The organism is Sphingobium sp. UBA5915, from assembly GCF_002431195.1.
Classification (GTDB): domain Bacteria; phylum Pseudomonadota; class Alphaproteobacteria; order Sphingomonadales; family Sphingomonadaceae; genus Sphingobium; species Sphingobium soli.
This window is the reverse complement of sequence record NZ_DJDV01000043.1, coordinates 1-17,412: the sequence shown is the minus strand read 5'-3', so window position 1 is coordinate 17,412 and position 17,412 is coordinate 1. Positions and strand designations below refer to the sequence as shown.

Genomic DNA, 17,412 nt, shown 5'->3' with positions numbered 1-17,412 from the left:
AATGCGGACATCATCGCTCTCCGTCCGATACGCAAAGCCATACTCGTCCGTCATCGACGATCGCCGGGTTGCGGGCGGCGATGCGGTCCAGCGCCGCCGTCGCCAGCGCCACCGCCGACAGCCGCCCGGACCGGACCGCATCGGCGCAAGCGACGACGCCCCATGTCGACAGGTCGGTCATGCCTGTCCCCCGCGCAGCAGGTCGGCATGGCGTTGCAACAGGCGGGCATTGGCCGCCACGCCCGCCACGCAGGCATCAGGCAGGTCCATGCCGATCCGCGCTGCGATTTCGGCGGCCAGATCCGCGTCGGCCGTTTGCGTGAAGAGGGGGACGAAGAGGGGGGTGTCAGCTTCCATGGGCCTTCAGCTTCCGCGATAGGTGGAATAGGAAAAGGGCGAGGCGAGCAGCGGGACATGATAATGGCCCCCTTCGCCCATGCCGAAATCGATGGGCACGATGTCAAGGAAGGGCGGCTGCGGCAGGTCGACGCCCAGCCAGCGGAAATAATCCGCCACCGCAAAGGTCAGCCGGTAGTTTCCGGCCGCCAGTTCCAGATCGCGCAGCGCCGGGCAGCGGCCGTCCGCATCGGTCAGCCCTGCGAACAGCAGCCGGTCGCCCGACAGCAGGCGGATCGCCATGCCAGCGGCGGGGCGGCCGTGCATGGTGTCGAGGACATGGGTGGACAGGCTCATGCCGCGGCCTCCGTCGGCGTGGCGCGGGGCGTGGGCAGCTGCGCGGAAAATTCAGGTTCGGCATAGGCGAAATAATCGGCCAGTATCGCCCCCTGATCGTCCAGAAACAGCTGGTCCGCGACCCCCTGCACCAGCCGGGGCAGCGCATGTTTCAGTCCCGAAATCGCCGATGCCGACAGACCGAAATTGATGAGGCCCGAATAGTTGAAGGCGAACAGCCCGTGCAGCGCGTCTTCATCCTGCGGCGTGCGCGGCAGCAGCTGGAACCCCGTGCCCAGATAGGGGTGCGCATCCAGCACCGCGTCGCGATCCTGCGGTGCGAAGCGGTCCGACCAGCGGGCGATGCCCGCCGCGACCGGGCGCAGTTCGGGGCGCAGCGCGGGATCGGTGGCAAGGCCGGTGGACAGGATCAGGAAATCGAAGCGCTGCCGCCCCTGCGGCGTGATGACATCCACCCCGTCGCCTGCTTCCGCCACATCCAGCCAGGGCGATCCCAGATGCAGATGGAAGCCCGGATGGCTGGCCGCACGCGCGAATGTGTCGTTGGTGGGCGGCTGGTTGCGTTCGAAAAAATTCTTCATCATCCGATATTTGGCCTCATCCGCCAAAGCGGGGAAGCGCGGGATGACGCCGTTCGCCTCCAGAAAACGGATCGGGTTAACGGTGGGCAATTGCTGGCGGCGGACAAAGACATGCACCTCCCCCGCGCCCAGCGACAGCGCATGTTGCGCATTGTCGAAGGCCGACGCGCCGCCGCCCAATATCGCGATCCGCCTGCCCGCCAGCGCATCGAAATCGATGGCCTGAGAGGTGTGGGCATAAAGATGGCCGGGCAGCTTCGTCACCATGGCGGGCATCTGCCACTGGCCGCCGCCCTGTATGCCGGTGGCCATGACGACCTTGCGCGCCAGCAGCGTTTCGCCATCGGCCAGCGACAGGCGGAACAGGCCGCGCCGCACCGGTTCCACCAGCGTGACCCGGCTGTCGTTGCGCACCGGCAGGCGCAGCACGCGGCGATACCAGCGCAGATAGTCCATCCAGTCGCGCCGGGGGATCTTGTCAATGGCGGCCCAGCCCTGCGGCCCGTGCATCGCCTCCCAATAAGCGCGGAAGGTGAGCGCGGGGATGCCATAGTCGATGGCGGTCAGATGCTTGGGCGTGCGCAGCGTCATCATCCGCGCATAGCTGTCCCACGGCCCTTCCTGCCCCGCCGGATTTTCGTCGAGCACAAGGATGTTGGAAATCCGTTCGCGCAGCAGGCCGAAGGCCGCGCCCAGCCCGCTCTGCCCGCCGCCGACGATCACCACGTCGTGGATGTGCTGGTCATCTGGCGCATCGGTGCGGGTCCAGTCCGCCCCGCCAAAGCCGAGACAGTCCAGATCATGCGCCAGCCGGGCCTCATGCTGTGCCAATGTCATGCCAGATCCTCCAGACGCAGGGCCACGATCCTGCCGATTTCGGCAAGGGCGGTGGCGATTTCGCTTTGTTCGTCATGGGCCAGCCGCTGTCCCATGGCCGCCAATATGCCCGCCTTGTTCGTCAGCCGGACGCAGATGATGAAGGGAAAACCGAAACGCGCGCCATAGCGGGCGTTCAGGTCGTGAAAGGCGCGATATTCCTCGGGCGACAGCCGGTCCAGCCCGGCCGATGCCTGTTCGGCGGCAGATGCATCGGTCAGCGACCCGTCGATGGCGGCCTTCCCCGCCAGTTCGGGATGGGCGCGAATCAGCGCCAGTTGTTCGTCCCGGGTGGCGTCGTGCACCGTCTGCATCAGCCCGGCATGCAGATCGTCGAAGGGCAGGCGTTCGGCGGCGCGCTCCACCACCCAAGGGGAATGTTCGAACAATGCGCCATAGCGGGCGATGAAATCGGCTTTTTCTTCAGTCATGGGGGTGCAGCTCCAGCCAGTGGCGGGCAATGTCGATGCGGCGGGCGACCCAGGCATCGTCATGGGCCAGGACATGATCCAGGAAACGGGCAAGCGCATGGGCGCGGGCGGGCCGTCCGGCGATGCGGCCATGCAGACCAACCGACATCATCCGCCCGCCTTCCGCCCGCAGCTGGTCGAACGTGTCGCGCAGATAGCGGAAGAACTGGTCCCCCTCCGTAAAGCCGTTCAGCGCCACCATCTTCATATCGTTGGCGTCCAGCGCATAGGGCACGATCAGCTGCGCCCGGCCGAAACGCCGGTCATAATAGGGCAGGTCGTCGGCGTAGGAATCCGCGTCGTAAAGAAACCCTCCCTCCTGCGCGACCAGCCGGGCGGTGTTGGGCGAGGTGCGGCCCTGATACCAGCCGAGCGGCCTTTGCCCGGTCAGGCGGGTGTGGACCTCTATGGCGCGGGCGATATGTTCCGCCTCCCGATCCGCCAGCATATGCTGATAATCGATCCAGCGATAGCCGTGGCTGGCCACTTCCCAGTCCGCCTTCAGCATCGCGTCGACGGCGGCGGGGTTGGCGGCCATCGCGGCGGCCACGCCAAAAACGGTGACGGGCAGGCCGCGATCCGTGAACAGCCGGTGCAGGCGCCAGAAACCGGCGCGGCTGCCATATTCATACAGGCTTTCCATCGCCATCGCCCGGTCGGCATGGCTGACCGCGCCGACCATGTCGGACAGAAAGGCTTCGGATCCCCGGTCGCCGTTCAGGACGCTGTTTTCCGCGCCTTCCTCATAATTGATGACGAACTGCACCGCGATCCGCGCGCCGCCGGGCCAGTGCGCGGCGGGCGGGGTCTGGCCATAGCCGATCAGGTCGCGCGCGCTCATCGTGCGTTCCATGCGCTGAGCGCGGCGTCGACCGCCTCGCCCGGGGGACAGCCATGCCCCTCCGCCCGCAGCACCGCCTCCAGCGCGCCCAATGTTATCAGTATCTTGTGCTTGCGCGCATTATATCCCATCGCGCCGAACCGCCACACCTTGCCCGCCAGCGGGCCGAAGGCGGTGCCGATCTCTATTTCGAAATCCTCGCGCATGCGGCGGCGCACCCGCTCTCCATCCACGCCTTCGGGAATATAGGCCGCGGTCACATTGGTCATGCGATAGCGGTCGTCGCCGAACAGCGTCAGCCCCAGCGCGCGCAGCCCGGTCGCCATGGCGCGGCCTGCCGCCGCATGGCGGGCATAGCGCTGCTCCAGCCCCTCTTCCAGCATGATACGGGCGCATTCGCGCGCGCCATAAAGCATGGTGGTCGCCTCTGTATGGTGGTTCAGGCGCTTTTCGGACCAATAGTCCATCACCATGCCCAGATCGAAATAGTTGGACCCGATGACGATGCCCCCGCCCTCATCCTCGCCCTCTTCCATGTCCCCGCTGCGCAGGCCCAGTTCGACGCGGCGGCGGCCGTAAATATGCGTCGCCGCGCGATCGGAAATGGTGATGGGGGCCGAACCGGACGATCCGCCCAGGCATTTCTGCAACCCGCCGGTGACGATATCCGCGCCCCAGCGGTCCGCCGCCAGTTCCATGCCGCCGATGGTCGCGGTGGCGTCAACATAGAGCAGCGCGCCCGCATCGCGGCACAGCGCGCCCAGCCCGTCCAGCGGCTGCGCCATGGTGGTGGATGTGTCGCCATGGATGGTCGCGACGACTTTGGGCCCGGTCCGGGCGATGGCGTCGCCGATCGCGTCCAGCGGCACGACTTCGCCCCAGGGCGCGTCCACCCGCTCCACCCGGGCGCCGACCCGCTTCAATATCTCCGTCAGCAGCAGGCCGAAACGGCCGAAGTTGACCACCAGCACCGTGTCGCCGGGGCTGACCATGCTGACCAGCGCCGCCTCTATGCCCGCGCGAGCCGTGCCGTTGACCAGAAAGGTCTGGCGGTTCTGCGTGCCGAAGATCGGGCGGTACAGCGCCATCACCTCATTCATATAGGCGGTCATTTCCGGGTCGAACTGGCCCAGCAGGTCGGCCGACATGGCGCGCAGCACGCGGGGATGGGCGTTGATCGGGCCGGGGCCCATCAGCAGGCGCTGGGGCGGGTCGATCTCTGCAAAGACATTAGGCACGGTGGATATCCTCCAGGGATTTGATGAAGCGCAGCATCGTGCGGGCGGCCAGATCGGCGTCTTCGGGCAGGACGCTTTCGGCCGGATTGTGGCTGATCCCCTCGCGGCAGCGGATGAACAGCATCGCCGTGGGGCAAAGCGCGGACAGGATCATCGCGTCATGCCCCGCCCCCGACACCAGCCGTCGCACCGGCAGCCCCTCCGCCGCCAGCGCGCCGTCCATCAGCGTCATCAGTTGCGGGTCGCAGGGGCTGGCGGGCAGGCTGTGCAGCGCGTCGACCGACAGGGTGACGCCGCGCACCGCCGCGATGTGCCCGAAACGCGCGACAATGACATCGGCCAGCGCGGCGCAATCGGCATCCCGCGCGGCGCGCACGTCCAGCGTGAACATGGCACTGCCCGGCACCACATTGGCCGCGCCCGGCCCGGCGGTGACGGTGCCCACCGTCGCCACCCGGTCGCCCCCGGCGGCCAGCGCCTCCTGCTCCGCCGTCAGGATCATCGCCGCCGCCGCCGCCAGCGCGTCGCGGCGCAGCGTCATGGCGGTGGTCCCGGCATGGCCCGCCCGGCCGCCGACCTTTATGCCAAAGCGCCGTTGCGCGGCGATGCCGGTGACGGTGCCCAGCGCCAGCCCGTCGGCCTCCAGCACCGGGCCCTGTTCGATATGCGCCTCCAGATAGGCGAAGGCGCCGGGGTGGCGCGCCTGCCGATAGGCGTCGAAATCGCGGGGCACCGCGGCGCCCACTGCCTCGCCATAGGCGGCCATCGCCTGAAACAGGGTGACGCCATCGGCATCTGCAGGTTCGGTCAGCTGCGCGTCCAGCGTGCCCGCCACCGCCCGGCTGGTCAGCATCGCCAGCGGAAAGCGCGACCCTTCCTCATCCCCGAAGGCGTAGATCTCGATGGGGAAGCGCAGCCTTTCGCCCGCATCGTGCAGCGCCGCCACGCATTCGATGCCCAGCATGATGCCCAGCGGCCCGTCATAGCGGCCCGCGTCGCGCACGCTGTCCAGATGGCTGCCCACGATCAGCGGCGGGCCGTCGCCTGTCCCCTCATAGCGGCCGATCAGATTGCCCGCCGCGTCGATCCGCACCGCCATGCCTGCCTGCGCCATCCAGCGCGCGACCAGTTGCTGCGACGCGGCATAGGCGGGCGTCAGATAGGCGCGATACAGCCCGTCAGCGCTGTCGCTATAGGGCGGCAGGCCCAGCCGGTCGCACCGTTCGACCGCGCGCGCGCCGCTTACCATGTCGCCACCGCGCCGTCGGACCGGGGGTCGGTCGCGCCCTCGATCAGGCCGTCGGCATGGCGCACGACCGCGCCGGCATGGCCCATGGTGGCGGTAAAGGGGGCCAGCATCTCCACATCATGGCCCGCCGCCGCCAGCGCTGCGACGGTGGCAGGGTCGAAGCGGCTTTCCAGCTTCAGCGTGGTGCTGCTTTCGCCCCAGGTCCGGCCCAGCAGCCAGCGCGGCATCGTCACCGCCTGCTGCAAGGGCACGTCGAACCAGGCATAGCGGCTGAAGATCGCGGCCTGCGTCTGCGGCTGCCCCTCCCCGCCCATGGTGCCATAGGCCATGACCCGCCCGTCATGGAAACGCGCCAGCGCCGGGTTCAGCGTATGGAAGGGCTTGCGTCCCGGCGCCAGCGCGTTCCAGCCTTGCTGCGCCAGACGGAAACTGGCGCCCCGGTTCTGCCAGGTGATGCCGGTCTGCGGCAGGACCAGCCCGGACCCGAATTCGAAATAGGTGGACTGGATGCAGCTGACCACCTGCCCACGCGCATCGGCCGCGCCGAACCAGCAGGTGTCGCCCAGCGCGCTGTCCTGCGGCCAGGGTAGCGCGCGCGCCGGGTCGATGCGCCCGGCCATCGCCGCCAGCGCATCCCGGTCGTCCAGGATCGACTGGGCGGGAACGGGCATATGGGCCGGGTCGCCGACATGGCTGTCGCGCACCAGAAAGGCCTGTTTCGTCGCCTCTATCAGGCCGTGGAGATGGGCGAACCCCTCCCCCTCCGTCACGCCCAGCCGGTCGAACAGGGCCAGAATCAGCAGCGACGCCAGCCCCTGCGTCGGCGGCGCCGTGTTGTACAGGTGCGCGCCCTTGACCGTCAGGGTCAGCGGCCGGGGTTCGATGGCGCGGTGCGCCTCCAGATCGGCAGCCGTGACCGGGCTGCCCAGCGCGACCAGATCCGCCGCGATCGACCGGGCCAGCTTGCCGGTATAGAAATCCTGCAGGCCATTGTCGGCCAGCATCTGCAGCGTGGCGGCCAGCGCGGGCTGGCACAGCCGTTCGCCCTGCTTCAGCGGGCGGCCGCCCGGCGCGAAAATATCGCCATAGGCGCCGCGCTGCGCAATCAGTTCGGCATGTTTGGCGGCCGCGATCTGCGCCCCGCCCTCTGTCACGGCGACGCCCTGCCGCGCCAGATCGATGGCGTCGCGCAGCAGCCGGTCCAGACTGAGCGTGCCGGCATCGCCCGCCAGCGCCTGTTTCCAGCCCGACACCGTGCCCGCAACTGTGTTCGCCGCCAGCGGGCCGCGCCACGGAATGTCCTTCAGCCCGGCATAGAGCGACAGGTCGGCGCGCGCGGCGGCGGCGCCGCAGGCGTCGATGGCATGGACATGGCCGTCGGGATCGTGGATCAGCCAGAAACCGTCGCCGCCGATACCGGTCATATGGGGATAGACCACCGCCAGCGTCGCGGCCATCGCCACGCATGCCTCGACCGCGGTGCCGCCATCCTTGAGCACGCTCAGGCCCGCCTGACTCGCCAGATGATGCGGCGCAGTGGCAAGGCCATTATAGCTGGATGGTGCGTGCATCATGTCATGGGCGTCCCTGTCAGGCTGATGGGAAAAAGTGTGACGGCGGCGGCCGATCTAAAAAAGAACTTATTTTAGGTCATGGCGATGCCAAAATGGGGACAGCAGATAATCCGGCCCCACAGGGAAAGAGGGCGCAAAAAAAGGGCGGGCGGCGATGCCTCGCCGTCCGCCCCCGCAGGTGCCATGGAACGTCTGTTTCAGCAGGTCAGGCCCAGCGCCCGCAACGCCTTGCGATAGGAAACGGAAGATCGGTCGGCCGCGAAATGGGCTTCCTCCTCCAGTTCCAGCGGCAGGTCCTCCGGGCATTGCGCCTCCACAATGGCCTGATCCTCCGCAAAGATCTGCGCGTTGAAGGCGTAGACATCCTCGACCGATCCGGTGCGGTCGAAATTGCGGACCAGCGGCACATAAAGCGTGGTTTCCCGCGCTGACACCGGGGTGGCGATGTTCATGATGCGCAGCACGCCGTCATGGGGGAAATCGACCGTCAGGAAGGCGATATAGGGCGGATAGACGTCGAAGGTCCGGCGCCAGATGAAGCCTTCGGGTTCCAGATGCTGCAACGGTTTGGGGAAGTTGCTGACATCGCTGATATAGATGCTGCGGAACCCATAGTCGGTCTGCCGGGTCTGGTAGAGCGGCACCACGCTGTTCTCGCGGTCGGCAAAGGCCTCATGATGGATCCAGGCGAAATGGGCGACGTCGATAAACCCTTCCACCTGCCGTCCGGGGGCGGCCTGTATCGACACTGGCGGGCAGACGATGGCCTGAAAATCGGACGCGCCGAATTCGGGGAAGTCGGGAATGTCGGCCAGCGCATTGTCCGGATCCAGACAGGTCCACACCAGCCCATAGCGTTCGACCATGGGCAAGGTGGTGGCGCGGAACCGGTCCGACGGCACGACATTGGGCTGGGCCGGGATCTTGACGCAGCGCCCGTCCGCAGCAAAGCGCAGGCCGTGATATGGGCAGACCAGATTGTCGTCCTCCACCCAGCCCATGCTGAGCGGCACGCCGCGATGGGGGCACAGGTCGCGCGCGACGCTGATGCCCGACGTGGTGCGATAGACGACCAGCTTCACGTCCAGCAGCTTTGACTGGACCGGCGCGGTGCCGACATCGTCGACGCGGGCGACGGGAAACCAGTAGCGGGACAATATTTCCCAGTCCCCGTCGGCATAGGTGCAGTTGCGCGGCCGGGTGACGCGGGGGGGCCGGGTCGCGGCCGGCGGCGGCACATCGTCCCGTTCCTGCAGCAGCGATGGCGCCTGCGTCATGCGGGAACTCCCAGATAGTTGATGCGGAAGGCATTCCCGTCAGGATCGCGCAGCACCGACTGATACCAGCCATAATAGGTTTCGAACGGTTCCTTCACCACCTGTGCGCCCAGCACGGCGGCCTGCCGGGTCAGCCGCTGCACCTCTTCGGGCGAATCCACGTTGAAGGTCTGGAACACGCGGTCGCCCGGTTCCGTCTGGGGCGCCATGCCCAGCAGTTCATAAGCGCCCGTGCCGCTGAAGCCCAGCGACGTGCCGCCGGCGGCAAAGCCCCGGAAGATCGGCGAGCGGCTTTCGCGATATTCCTCCAACCCGAACAGGCTGCTGTAGAAATCGGCCAGCCGGTCGATGTCGGCGGTGAAGATGTTGGTATAAGCAAGAACAGCCATTGTTCGATCCTTCACGCCGCGAGGCCATAGGTCTTGCGGTACATTTCGGCGATATGATCCCCCACCGTGGTGTCGGGATAGGTGGGCGGCCCGTCTTCGGGCAGGCAGGTCGGCGCGCAGCTGACCTTGTAGAAATAATTGGGGTCGAAAAAGGTCGGCACCGAAAAGCGATCCCGGCCGCTATGGTTGTTGAGCACCCGGTGCATGTTGGCATGGTACAGGCCGTTGGTCAGCACGCGGACCATTTCGCCCAGGTTGATGACGAAGGTGCCCGGGATCGGCGGCGCAGCGATCCATTCGCCCGCCGCATTTTCCACCTCCAGCCCGCCGACATCGTCCTGCAGCAAAATGGTAATCATGCCCCAGTCGATATGCGCGCCCGCGCCGATCTGGTTATAGGCGGCGTCGGTCGGCTGCGGGCCGTATTTCAGCAGCCGGCTGTTGAACAGCGGCTCCTGCAGCCCGTCGACGAAATAATCCTCCGGCAGGTCGATGGACAGGGCGATCAGGCTCATCAGATGGCGGCCGACGCGGAACATCTCTGCCACATAGGCTTCATAGCGGGCGCGAAAGCCATCGGGCTTTTCCGGCCACAGATTGGCGCCGCAATTGGGCACGCCATCACGCACATAGGGATGGTCGTCGTCCAGATCGACGCCGATCAGAAAGCCTTCCTTGAGGTCCGGCGGTGATCCGTCGTCCAGCGTCTGAAGGCCCGGCGCCTCGTAACCGCGGGTGCAGGTCGAATATCTGGTGTCGACCTTTGCCTTTTCCTCCAGCGGCAGGGCAAAGAAGCGGCGCGCCAGGTCGAGCTGGCCGTCCATCATCGCCTGCGGCACGCCATGGTTGGCGATGTAGAAGAAGCCGGTGTCCCGCGCGGTCTTGTGGATTTCCCACGCAACCGCCTTCTTGGCCTCCAGGTCGCCGGACAGGCTGGGCCCCAGGTCGATCAGGGGGATCGCCTCTGCAGGCTTGGGGGGCGTGTAGACGATCATGTCAGGCGGCCTCCGCTTCCTTGAACTTGGGCGTGTTGTTCATCTGGTCCATCTTCATTTCCAGATGCTCCAGCGACGTGGTGCGCGCATATTTCGGCGCCTTGTCGATGGCGCAGGTCGGGATGCATTCGATGACCGCGTCGTAATTGGGCTGGTGGAAGAAGACGAGCGACTGGCGGCGGCTGCCCACCCCCTTGTCGCGCGGCGGATTGACGACGCGGTGCATGGTCGACACCCATTCGTCATTGGTCCATTGCGCCATCAGGTCGCCCAGGTTGATGATGAACGCGCCCGGCACGATGGGCACCGCTTCCCAGCGGCCGTCGGCGGTCAGCACTTCCAGTCCGCCGGGCTTGTCCTCCGTCTTCAGGATGGTCAGGCCGCCATAATCGGTGTGCGCACCGGCGCGCAGCTGGCCATCCTCCAGCGCTTCGGGCTGGTCGGGATAGTTGCTGATGACCATGTTGGTGATGTGCCGGTCGATCTTGTCCGCGAACCAGTCGGGCGACAGGTTCAGCGCGCGGGCGCACAGTTCCATCAGCAGCGCGGCCAGCTTTTCCATCTCATGATAATAAGTGACGATGGCAGGCTGGAAGGCGGGCACGTCGGCATCGGGCCAGATATTGGGATGGAAGATCCGGCGCGCGGTCGGCGTGGTGAAATAGGGGTCGCTTTCGTCCAGGTCGAAACGGCCGATATTATAATATTCGCGATGGTCGGGCTTGGCATCTTCCTCGCCGATGGTGCTGGCAAGGTTGCCGGTCTCTATCCCGAAATAGCCGCGATAGACGGCCGGGTCGGGCGAGCGATATTTGCCCTTTTCCGGGCCCGACAGGTCGAACAGCGCCCGGCTGGCGGTGGCGGCGGCCTCGATCGCTTCGGCCGGGACACCATGGCCCGACACCACCAGAAAACCGATGCTGCGCGCAGCGGCGCCAACCTGTTCGGCCACGGCCTGTCGGTCCGCTTCGCTGCCCGTGCGCGCGGGGGTCAGGTCGATGATGGGAACCACGCTACCGTCAAACTTCATTTCAGCCTCCTGCGTGGCCGGCATGGGGCGCCGGCATGCGATTGTTGTGGATGTCGGATTCCCCGGCGATGGCGCTGTTCGTTGCGCGCCCGGTGCCAAGGAAGATGTTGAGCAGGATCGCCGTGACAATGCCCAGCAGCACGCCGCTATGGGTGAAGGGCGCCAGCGCAGCCGGGGCCGCGGCAAAGAAACGGTCGGAAAAAGTGGGGATCAGGCCCATGCCCAGGCTGATCGCGACGACCAGCAGATCCTCCCGCGATCGGTCCAGCCCCGCCGCCGCGAGCGAACGGATGCCCGACGCCGCGACCATGCCGAACAGCACCAGCGCGGCCCCGCCCAGCACGCTGGGCGGCACGGCGGCGACCAGCGCGGACAGCCGGGGGAACAGCGCCAGCACCAGCATCATCGCGCCCGCGCCGATGCAGACGAAGCGGCTGCGCACCCCTGTCATGTTCACCAGCGCGATATTCTGGGCATAGGATGTATAGGGAAAGCTGTTGAAAACGCCGCCGATGACCGCGCCCAGGCAATCGGCGCGCAGCCCGCGCGACAGGTCGCGCGTCGTCACCGGACGGTCGACCATGTCGCCCATCATCGTCAGCATGCCGCTGGATTCCACCAGCGTGATCAGCAGCACCACCACCATCGATGCGATGGCCGCCGGGTCGAACAGGGGCAGGCCGAAATGGAAGGGCGTGACCAGTTGCAGCGGGGGTGCGGCGACGGCGCCGGAAAAATCCACCAGCCCCATGGCTGCCGCGACGGCATAGCCCGCCGCCATGCCCATCAGGATCGCGCAATTGGCCAGAAAGCCGGTGCCCAGCCGCGTCACCAGCAGGATCACCGCAATGGTGCCGCCCGCCAGCAGCAGATGGACAGGCGCGCCATAGTCGGCGGCGCCCTGTCCGCCGGCGGCCCAGTCCACCGCCACGCCCATCAGCGACAGGCCGATCAGCAGCATGGCGGTGCCGGTGACGGTGGGGGTCAGCACCCGCCGCAGCCGTCCGACCAGCGGCACCAGCGGCAGGACGATCAGCCCGGCGGCGATGGCCGCGCCATAGACGCCCGGCAGGCCCAGTCCCGGCTGGCTGGCAATGGCGATGGCGGGCATCACGCCGACAAAGGTCACGCCCATGATGATGGGCAGGCGAATGCCCACGCCGCCCCGGCCCAGTCCAAGACATTGCAGCAGCGTGACCAGCCCGCAGGCGAACAGGTCGGCGCTGACCAGATAGGCGGTGTCCTGCGCCGACAGGTGCAGCGCGGAAGCGACCAGCAGGGGCACGGTGATCGCCCCTGCATACATGGTCAGCACATGCTGGAAGGCCAGGGCCCCCAGCGCCCCCGCCGGCGGGACATGGTCCACCGGATGGGGCATGACGCGATCAGAAGTCATATTTCACCGATGCGATGACCTGACGCGGCGGGATGTACATGTCGCTGGTCGTGAAGCTGCCAAAGGGGTTGGAATAGCGCGAGGCGATCCCGTTCTTGTCGAAGATGTTCGACACGGTGACGCCCAGCGTCCAGCCGCTGTCCTGCGGGGTGAAGGCGAAATTGGCGTTCACCTGCGTATAGCCGGGCACCACGTCGCGGGCGCCGTCATTGAAGATGCGATACTGGAACTTGCCGCGATAGATGAGTTCCGCATGCGATTTGAGCGTGCCCAGCGAACCGATGTCCAGCGTGTGGGTCGCGCCGACCGCGCCCTGCCATTTGGGCAGTTTGGGCGGCACATTGCCGTTGGTGTTGCGGGTCTGCTGGGCCCGCAGCGCGATGGTATAGGCATCGAAGGGGCCATAACCCAGCGCGGCGGCGGCCAGCGTGGCGGCATGGGCGCGGGACGGGTCCAGCGTGATATAATCGCCCACCAGTTCGCCATCGAGATAGGTGACATTGCCGTCCAGCTTGAGCTTCCCGGTCAGTTCGACCGTGGCCTCCGCCTCTGCACCCCAGATCCGCGTCTTGGGCACGTTCGACACGCCGCCCTGATAGGGGATCGGATCCTCCATCTGATATTGCAGATTTTTATAGTCATAGAAGAAGGCTGCGGTGTTCAGCGTCACCCGGCCGTCGGCAAAGCGGTTCTTCGCGCCGATCTCATAGGACCAGACATATTCCGGCTGATAGGTCAGCGGCACCAGCAACGGCGTGCTGTTGTTGCTGACGCCGCCGGGCTTATACCCGCGCGAAATGCTGGCATAGACCATGTTGCGCGGAGTCAGTTCGAAATCGACCTCGCCCTTGCCGGTCAGCGCATTTTCACTGGTTTTCGCATGCACGGTCGGCGCGAAAATATCGAACAGCGTGCTGTTGCTGCTGTTGAAATCGTCATGGGCGTAGCGCAGGCCCAGCGTCGCGCTGACCGTGTCGGCCAGCTTGTACTTGGCCTGGGCGAAACCGGCATAGCTATAACGTTTCTGCCGGCTGTTGAGCGCATAATCGAGATTATAGGGATAGTTGGCGAAGGTCAGCGGCAGGGTCAGATCATAGACCGGGTTCGCGTCCGTGCCGCGATATTCCAATATGTCCTGGCCCAGTTTCTGATAGAGGAAATAGGCGCCGACAATGTAGCTGAGCGGCCCTTCCCCGTTCGAGGTCAGGTTGAATTCCTGGCTGAAGGCGTCGACGCTGTTGTTCCAATAGGGCTGGGCGTCATAGGTGCCGGTCTGGGCATAGGTGGACCGGTCGACGTCGATCTGGTTGTGGTTGCGCGTCGTCTGGTAGGAACTGAGCGACTTGAGCGTCGCAAAGCCCATGTCATATTGCAGGTCGGCATAGGTCAGGAAGAAGTCGAGCTTGTATTTGTTCGCATAATCCTGGGAAATGCGGCGCGGATCGGTGTCGATATCGTCGACATTCTTCTGCGCGGCGCCATGTTCGTCGGCATTGAAATATTGCGCCGTCAACTGGGCGGAAAATGTGTCGGTCGGCGTCCACAGCAGCGATATCTTGGCGGAAATACGGTCGGCATCGTCCAGCCCGTAGCGGCCATAGGCCGGGCTGAGCCCGGTCTGGCGCGCGAAGCCCTTGTGATAATAGCGCTGCACGGTGCCGCGCACGGCCAGCGTGTCGCTGATCGGGACGTTCAGCGTCGCGGTGCCGCGCACCAGATCGTAATTGCCCAGTTCCAGCTGGGTCGATCCGCTGAGCGCCTGGGTGTCCGGCCTGGCGGTGATGGCGTTGATGATGCCGCCGGTCGCGCTCTGGCCGAAGACGGTGCCCTGCGGGCCGCGCAACACCTCTACCCGCTGAAGGTCCAGGAAATCCTGTTGCAGCGCATAGGGGCTGACGACATAGACGCCATCGATGTGGAAGGAGGTGCCGGGCTGCGCGCTCAGATTGTCGGACGCTTCATAGCCCACGCCACGGATCGACACGACCCGCACGAAGCTGCCGCTGTTGGCGATGGTCAGTCCCGGCACAAAGCCGTTCATGTCGATCAACTGGGTGATGTTGGACTGGGCCAGCGTATCGGCCGAAATCGCCGTGATCGCCAGCGGCGCGCGCTGAAGCGTGGTCTGCTGCTTTTCGCCGGTGACGATGATCTCACCCTCGGCATAGGCGCTATCCTCGGCCGCGCCCCCGGCGGCGGGTGCCTCTGCTGCATGGGCGGAGACCCCTGCGCCCAACAGGGCGGATATCATGGTGCTGGCCAGAAACGTCGATTTCGACCGCAGATTCAACATTCACATACCCCCTTTTCGACAGGACGACCGGCTGATCGCTCTTTGATTCGCCCTCTCGATTTTGCTGTTGCACAAAATCTGCCATTGAAACCTGTGCTGATCCATCGCAGAATATCGCAAGCACTGTTCGCATAATGAGAACAGTTCAGACGGAGACTTCCTCATGCTTCTCAGCCGGGCCGCCCTGTATTTCGACGAAGTCGCCCGGCGGGGCGGGCTGCGCCGCGCGGCCGACGTGCTGCACATCGCCCCGTCGGCGGTCGACCGCCAGATCATCCAGTTGGAGGAGGAAATGGGCACCCAGCTGTTCGAACGCACCCCCACCGGCATGCGCATGACGGCGGCGGGGGAATTGCTGATCGACGGGGTGCGCCGCTGGCGCCGCGATCTGCAACGCATCCGGTCGGAAATCGACAATCTGGTCGGGCTGCGCAGGGGCAGCGTCGTCATCGGGCTGGTCGAGGGCGCGACGGAATTCATCGCCGGGGCGGTCGCGTCCTTCCAGCAACGCTATCCCGCCATCCAGTTCCGCATGGAGGTGTTTGGCGCGCAGGGGGTGATCGATCAGGTGATGGCAGGCGACATCGATGTCGGCGTGACCTTCAACCCGCCCAATAATCCGGTGATCCGGCTTGACCGGACGATGATCTATCGACTGGGGCTGGTGGTGCATCCCGACCATCCGCTGGCCGGGCGCAAGGAAATATCGCTGGCCGAATGCGCCAGCCATCCGCTGATCGTGCCCAGCGAGACATTGTCGCTGCGCCGCGTGTTCGACATCGCCTGGGGGCGCCATGTCGGCGGCCCGCCCCGCGCCGTGGCGGAAGTCAGCAGCATCGGGCTGATCAAGTCGCTGGCAATCCGCGGCGCGGGGGTGGGGTTGCTGACCGCCTTCGACGCGATCAGCGAGATTCAGGCGGGCAGCCTGATCTTCGTCCCGTTGTCCGACGAACGGATCGACCTGTCCACGCTTTCTATCGTCAGCGCGTCGGGACGGACGCTATCAGTTCCTGCTTCCCTGCTGATTCAGCATCTGGCACAGATAATGGACCAGCAAGGTGTCCCTGTAATCTAGCACTACTTTGGCAGAAGTTTACTGGGACGTCTGATGAGGCAACATCCGCAGTGAGGGCAATGCCCCGGCGGTGAGCGAGACAGGCGGTCAAGGATGGCCTGGCGCACTGCTGGCAAGGTGGGTTGGGGAGGCGGACCGAGGATTCTTTTTTTTTCGCCCCGCCTGAGCGAGCCTTTGAGATTGCAGGAAGGCGTAGGCCATCATCGACATCAAGGCGTGGCGGTGAAGCCCGGTCCAGGATCGTCCTTCGAAGTGATCGAGGCCGAGTTCCTCCTTGAGTTGCTGATGCGCTTGTTCGCAAACCCAGCGCGCCTTGATCGCACCGGCGAGAGCCTTGATCGGGGTGTCGCCGGGCAGATTGGAGAGATAGTATTTGCGCTCGCCATTCGAGCGATGCTCACCAACCAGCCAGGCTTCCTCGCCCGGCATGTGCTGGGCCCCGGCAGAGCCGATCCGTTGAGGCGCACCATCGGCAATGCGCACGCGCATGGCGGCAAAGCGGGCCGTCAGCCGTCCCTTTGTTCCTTTGCGCCAACTGACCTGTCGCCATTTCGCGCTTTCGAGCATTGCGTGCGCGGCCATGGATTTGACGTCGGGCACATGTCGCACCCGTGGGCGACCGCGTCCTGCGACTGGGAAGATCAGTTGCACATCGGCCGGATAGACCTTCTGATGCCGGGGGATGCCAACCGCCCAGCAAAGGCTACGTGCACTCAGTGCCTGCCGGAACGGAGCCGACAGCCCGTAACCCGCATCGGCCAGCACGCAGCCAAAGCGCACCCCGGCCGCGATGACACGATCAATCTCCTCAATCGCGATCTCTGGCTTGGTGCGGTATTCCTGCAAGGGCGCAGGCACGCCAACCTTGTCCATGCGCGCAGCATCGCTCGTCCAGCTTTCCGGCAGGAACAGCCGCAAGCTTAACATGAGGGGAACTTCGCCCGAAGCCAATGTCACCGATACCATCGTCTGGCAGTTGGCATTCTTGCCCAGCGCCGTGGCGTATTGGGGCGCGACGCCAACCGAAGCCTTGCCCTTCTTGGGCAGGGCGGTGTCGTCGATGATCAACCAGGCTCCCTCACCGCCAACCAATTCATCCGCCTGGTTCCACAAGGTCGCTTCCAGTGGGGCGCTGTCCCATAAGCCAGCCCCGATGAAATGATGAAGCCGGTCGTAGGGTATCGCATCCGAACGGGCTGCCATGGGTTGGATGCTCTTGCGATCGCCGGGCCCGATCAGACCGGCGATATAGGCCGGGCACATTCTACGTCGAGTCTTATTCCCCAAGGCTTCCAGATATGGCGCAAGCCACCGTTCAAGATCCGCCTGCCACGCCTCTTCCATCGCCAGCCTCCATCAAAGCTGGCTCCCCATGAATCACGCATTCAGTGCCATGGGAATCCCGAAAATCAAACTTCTGCCAAAGTAGTGCTAG

General features: G+C 65.5%; 17 protein-coding genes. 1 reads left to right on the top strand and 16 read right to left on the bottom strand.

Annotated features, from left to right (window positions below):
• Window positions 1-10: 10 nt before the first annotated feature.
• The 15 genes from B2V90_RS06080 to B2V90_RS06010 all read right to left on the bottom strand — a co-directional run bounded on the left by B2V90_RS06080 (window position 11) and on the right by B2V90_RS06010 (window position 14,902).
• On the bottom strand, window positions 11-181 hold the full coding sequence (locus tag B2V90_RS06080; protein ID WP_293920331.1) for a hypothetical protein: 171 nt from the start codon (window positions 179-181) through the stop codon (window positions 11-13).
• The gene (locus tag B2V90_RS06075) at window positions 178-357 is read right to left on the bottom strand and encodes a DUF4089 domain-containing protein (RefSeq protein ID WP_017502786.1); all 180 of its coding nucleotides are present in this window, start codon (window positions 355-357) and stop codon (window positions 178-180) included. Before B2V90_RS06075 ends, B2V90_RS06080 begins: the two co-directional genes overlap by 4 nt.
• 6 nt (window positions 358-363) lie before the next feature.
• Window positions 364-693 (bottom strand): hydroxyisourate hydrolase, encoded by a 330-nt coding sequence (gene uraH / locus B2V90_RS06070; RefSeq protein WP_017502787.1) that lies wholly within the window; start codon window positions 691-693, stop codon window positions 364-366.
• Complete coding sequence (locus B2V90_RS06065) at window positions 690-2,111, bottom strand: NAD(P)-binding domain-containing protein (RefSeq protein WP_017502788.1); 1,422 nt, start codon at window positions 2,109-2,111, stop codon at window positions 690-692. The genes uraH and B2V90_RS06065 overlap by 4 nt, the downstream gene beginning before the upstream one ends.
• The gene (gene uraD, locus B2V90_RS06060; protein ID WP_017502789.1) at window positions 2,108-2,581 is read right to left on the bottom strand and encodes a 2-oxo-4-hydroxy-4-carboxy-5-ureidoimidazoline decarboxylase; all 474 of its coding nucleotides are present in this window, start codon (window positions 2,579-2,581) and stop codon (window positions 2,108-2,110) included. Before uraD ends, B2V90_RS06065 begins: the two co-directional genes overlap by 4 nt.
• Window positions 2,574-3,461, bottom strand: coding sequence for an allantoinase PuuE (gene puuE, locus B2V90_RS06055; RefSeq protein WP_038293028.1), 888 nt, complete (start codon window positions 3,459-3,461; stop codon window positions 2,574-2,576). Before puuE ends, uraD begins: the two co-directional genes overlap by 8 nt.
• Window positions 3,458-4,654 (bottom strand): pyridoxal-phosphate-dependent aminotransferase family protein, encoded by a 1,197-nt coding sequence (locus B2V90_RS06050; RefSeq protein WP_080993657.1) that lies wholly within the window; start codon window positions 4,652-4,654, stop codon window positions 3,458-3,460. The genes puuE and B2V90_RS06050 overlap by 4 nt, the downstream gene beginning before the upstream one ends.
• 37 nt (window positions 4,655-4,691) lie before the next feature.
• Window positions 4,692-5,948: an allantoate amidohydrolase gene (locus B2V90_RS06045; protein WP_017502792.1), complete on the bottom strand. Its 1,257-nt coding sequence runs from the start codon at window positions 5,946-5,948 to the stop codon at window positions 4,692-4,694.
• A complete protein-coding gene (locus B2V90_RS06040; protein WP_017502793.1) occupies window positions 5,942-7,522 on the bottom strand; it encodes a gamma-glutamyltransferase family protein in 1,581 nt (526 codons plus the stop codon). The genes B2V90_RS06045 and B2V90_RS06040 overlap by 7 nt, the downstream gene beginning before the upstream one ends.
• 197 nt (window positions 7,523-7,719) lie before the next feature.
• Window positions 7,720-8,799 (bottom strand): Rieske 2Fe-2S domain-containing protein, encoded by a 1,080-nt coding sequence (locus tag B2V90_RS06035; RefSeq protein ID WP_017502794.1) that lies wholly within the window; start codon window positions 8,797-8,799, stop codon window positions 7,720-7,722.
• Window positions 8,796-9,188 carry a VOC family protein gene (locus tag B2V90_RS06030; protein WP_017502795.1) on the bottom strand — a complete coding sequence of 131 codons (393 nt, stop codon included), beginning with the start codon at window positions 9,186-9,188 and terminating at the stop codon, window positions 8,796-8,798. The genes B2V90_RS06035 and B2V90_RS06030 overlap by 4 nt, the downstream gene beginning before the upstream one ends.
• A gap of 11 nt (window positions 9,189-9,199) precedes the next feature.
• On the bottom strand, window positions 9,200-10,183 hold the full coding sequence (locus B2V90_RS06025; protein ID WP_017502796.1) for an isopenicillin N synthase family dioxygenase: 984 nt from the start codon (window positions 10,181-10,183) through the stop codon (window positions 9,200-9,202).
• 1 nt (window position 10,184) lies between these two features.
• Window positions 10,185-11,213, bottom strand: coding sequence for an isopenicillin N synthase family dioxygenase (locus B2V90_RS06020; protein WP_026109529.1), 1,029 nt, complete (start codon window positions 11,211-11,213; stop codon window positions 10,185-10,187).
• Window position 11,214: 1 nt separating this feature from the next.
• Window positions 11,215-12,609, bottom strand: coding sequence for a nucleobase:cation symporter-2 family protein (locus B2V90_RS06015; RefSeq protein WP_107917611.1), 1,395 nt, complete (start codon window positions 12,607-12,609; stop codon window positions 11,215-11,217).
• Entirely contained in the window at window positions 12,599-14,902 is a 2,304-nt protein-coding gene (locus tag B2V90_RS06010; RefSeq protein WP_017502799.1) for a TonB-dependent receptor, read from the bottom strand. Before B2V90_RS06010 ends, B2V90_RS06015 begins: the two co-directional genes overlap by 11 nt.
• A gap of 163 nt (window positions 14,903-15,065) precedes the next feature.
• Between B2V90_RS06010 and B2V90_RS06005 the strand changes: the two genes are divergently transcribed.
• Window positions 15,066-15,977 carry a LysR family transcriptional regulator gene (locus B2V90_RS06005; protein WP_048938628.1) on the top strand — a complete coding sequence of 304 codons (912 nt, stop codon included), beginning with the start codon at window positions 15,066-15,068 and terminating at the stop codon, window positions 15,975-15,977.
• Between the two features lie 87 nt (window positions 15,978-16,064).
• Here B2V90_RS06005 and B2V90_RS06000 read toward each other — a convergent pair whose 3' ends face one another.
• Complete coding sequence (locus tag B2V90_RS06000; RefSeq protein ID WP_026109249.1) at window positions 16,065-17,321, bottom strand: IS701 family transposase; 1,257 nt, start codon at window positions 17,319-17,321, stop codon at window positions 16,065-16,067.
• Window positions 17,322-17,412 lie beyond the last annotated feature (91 nt).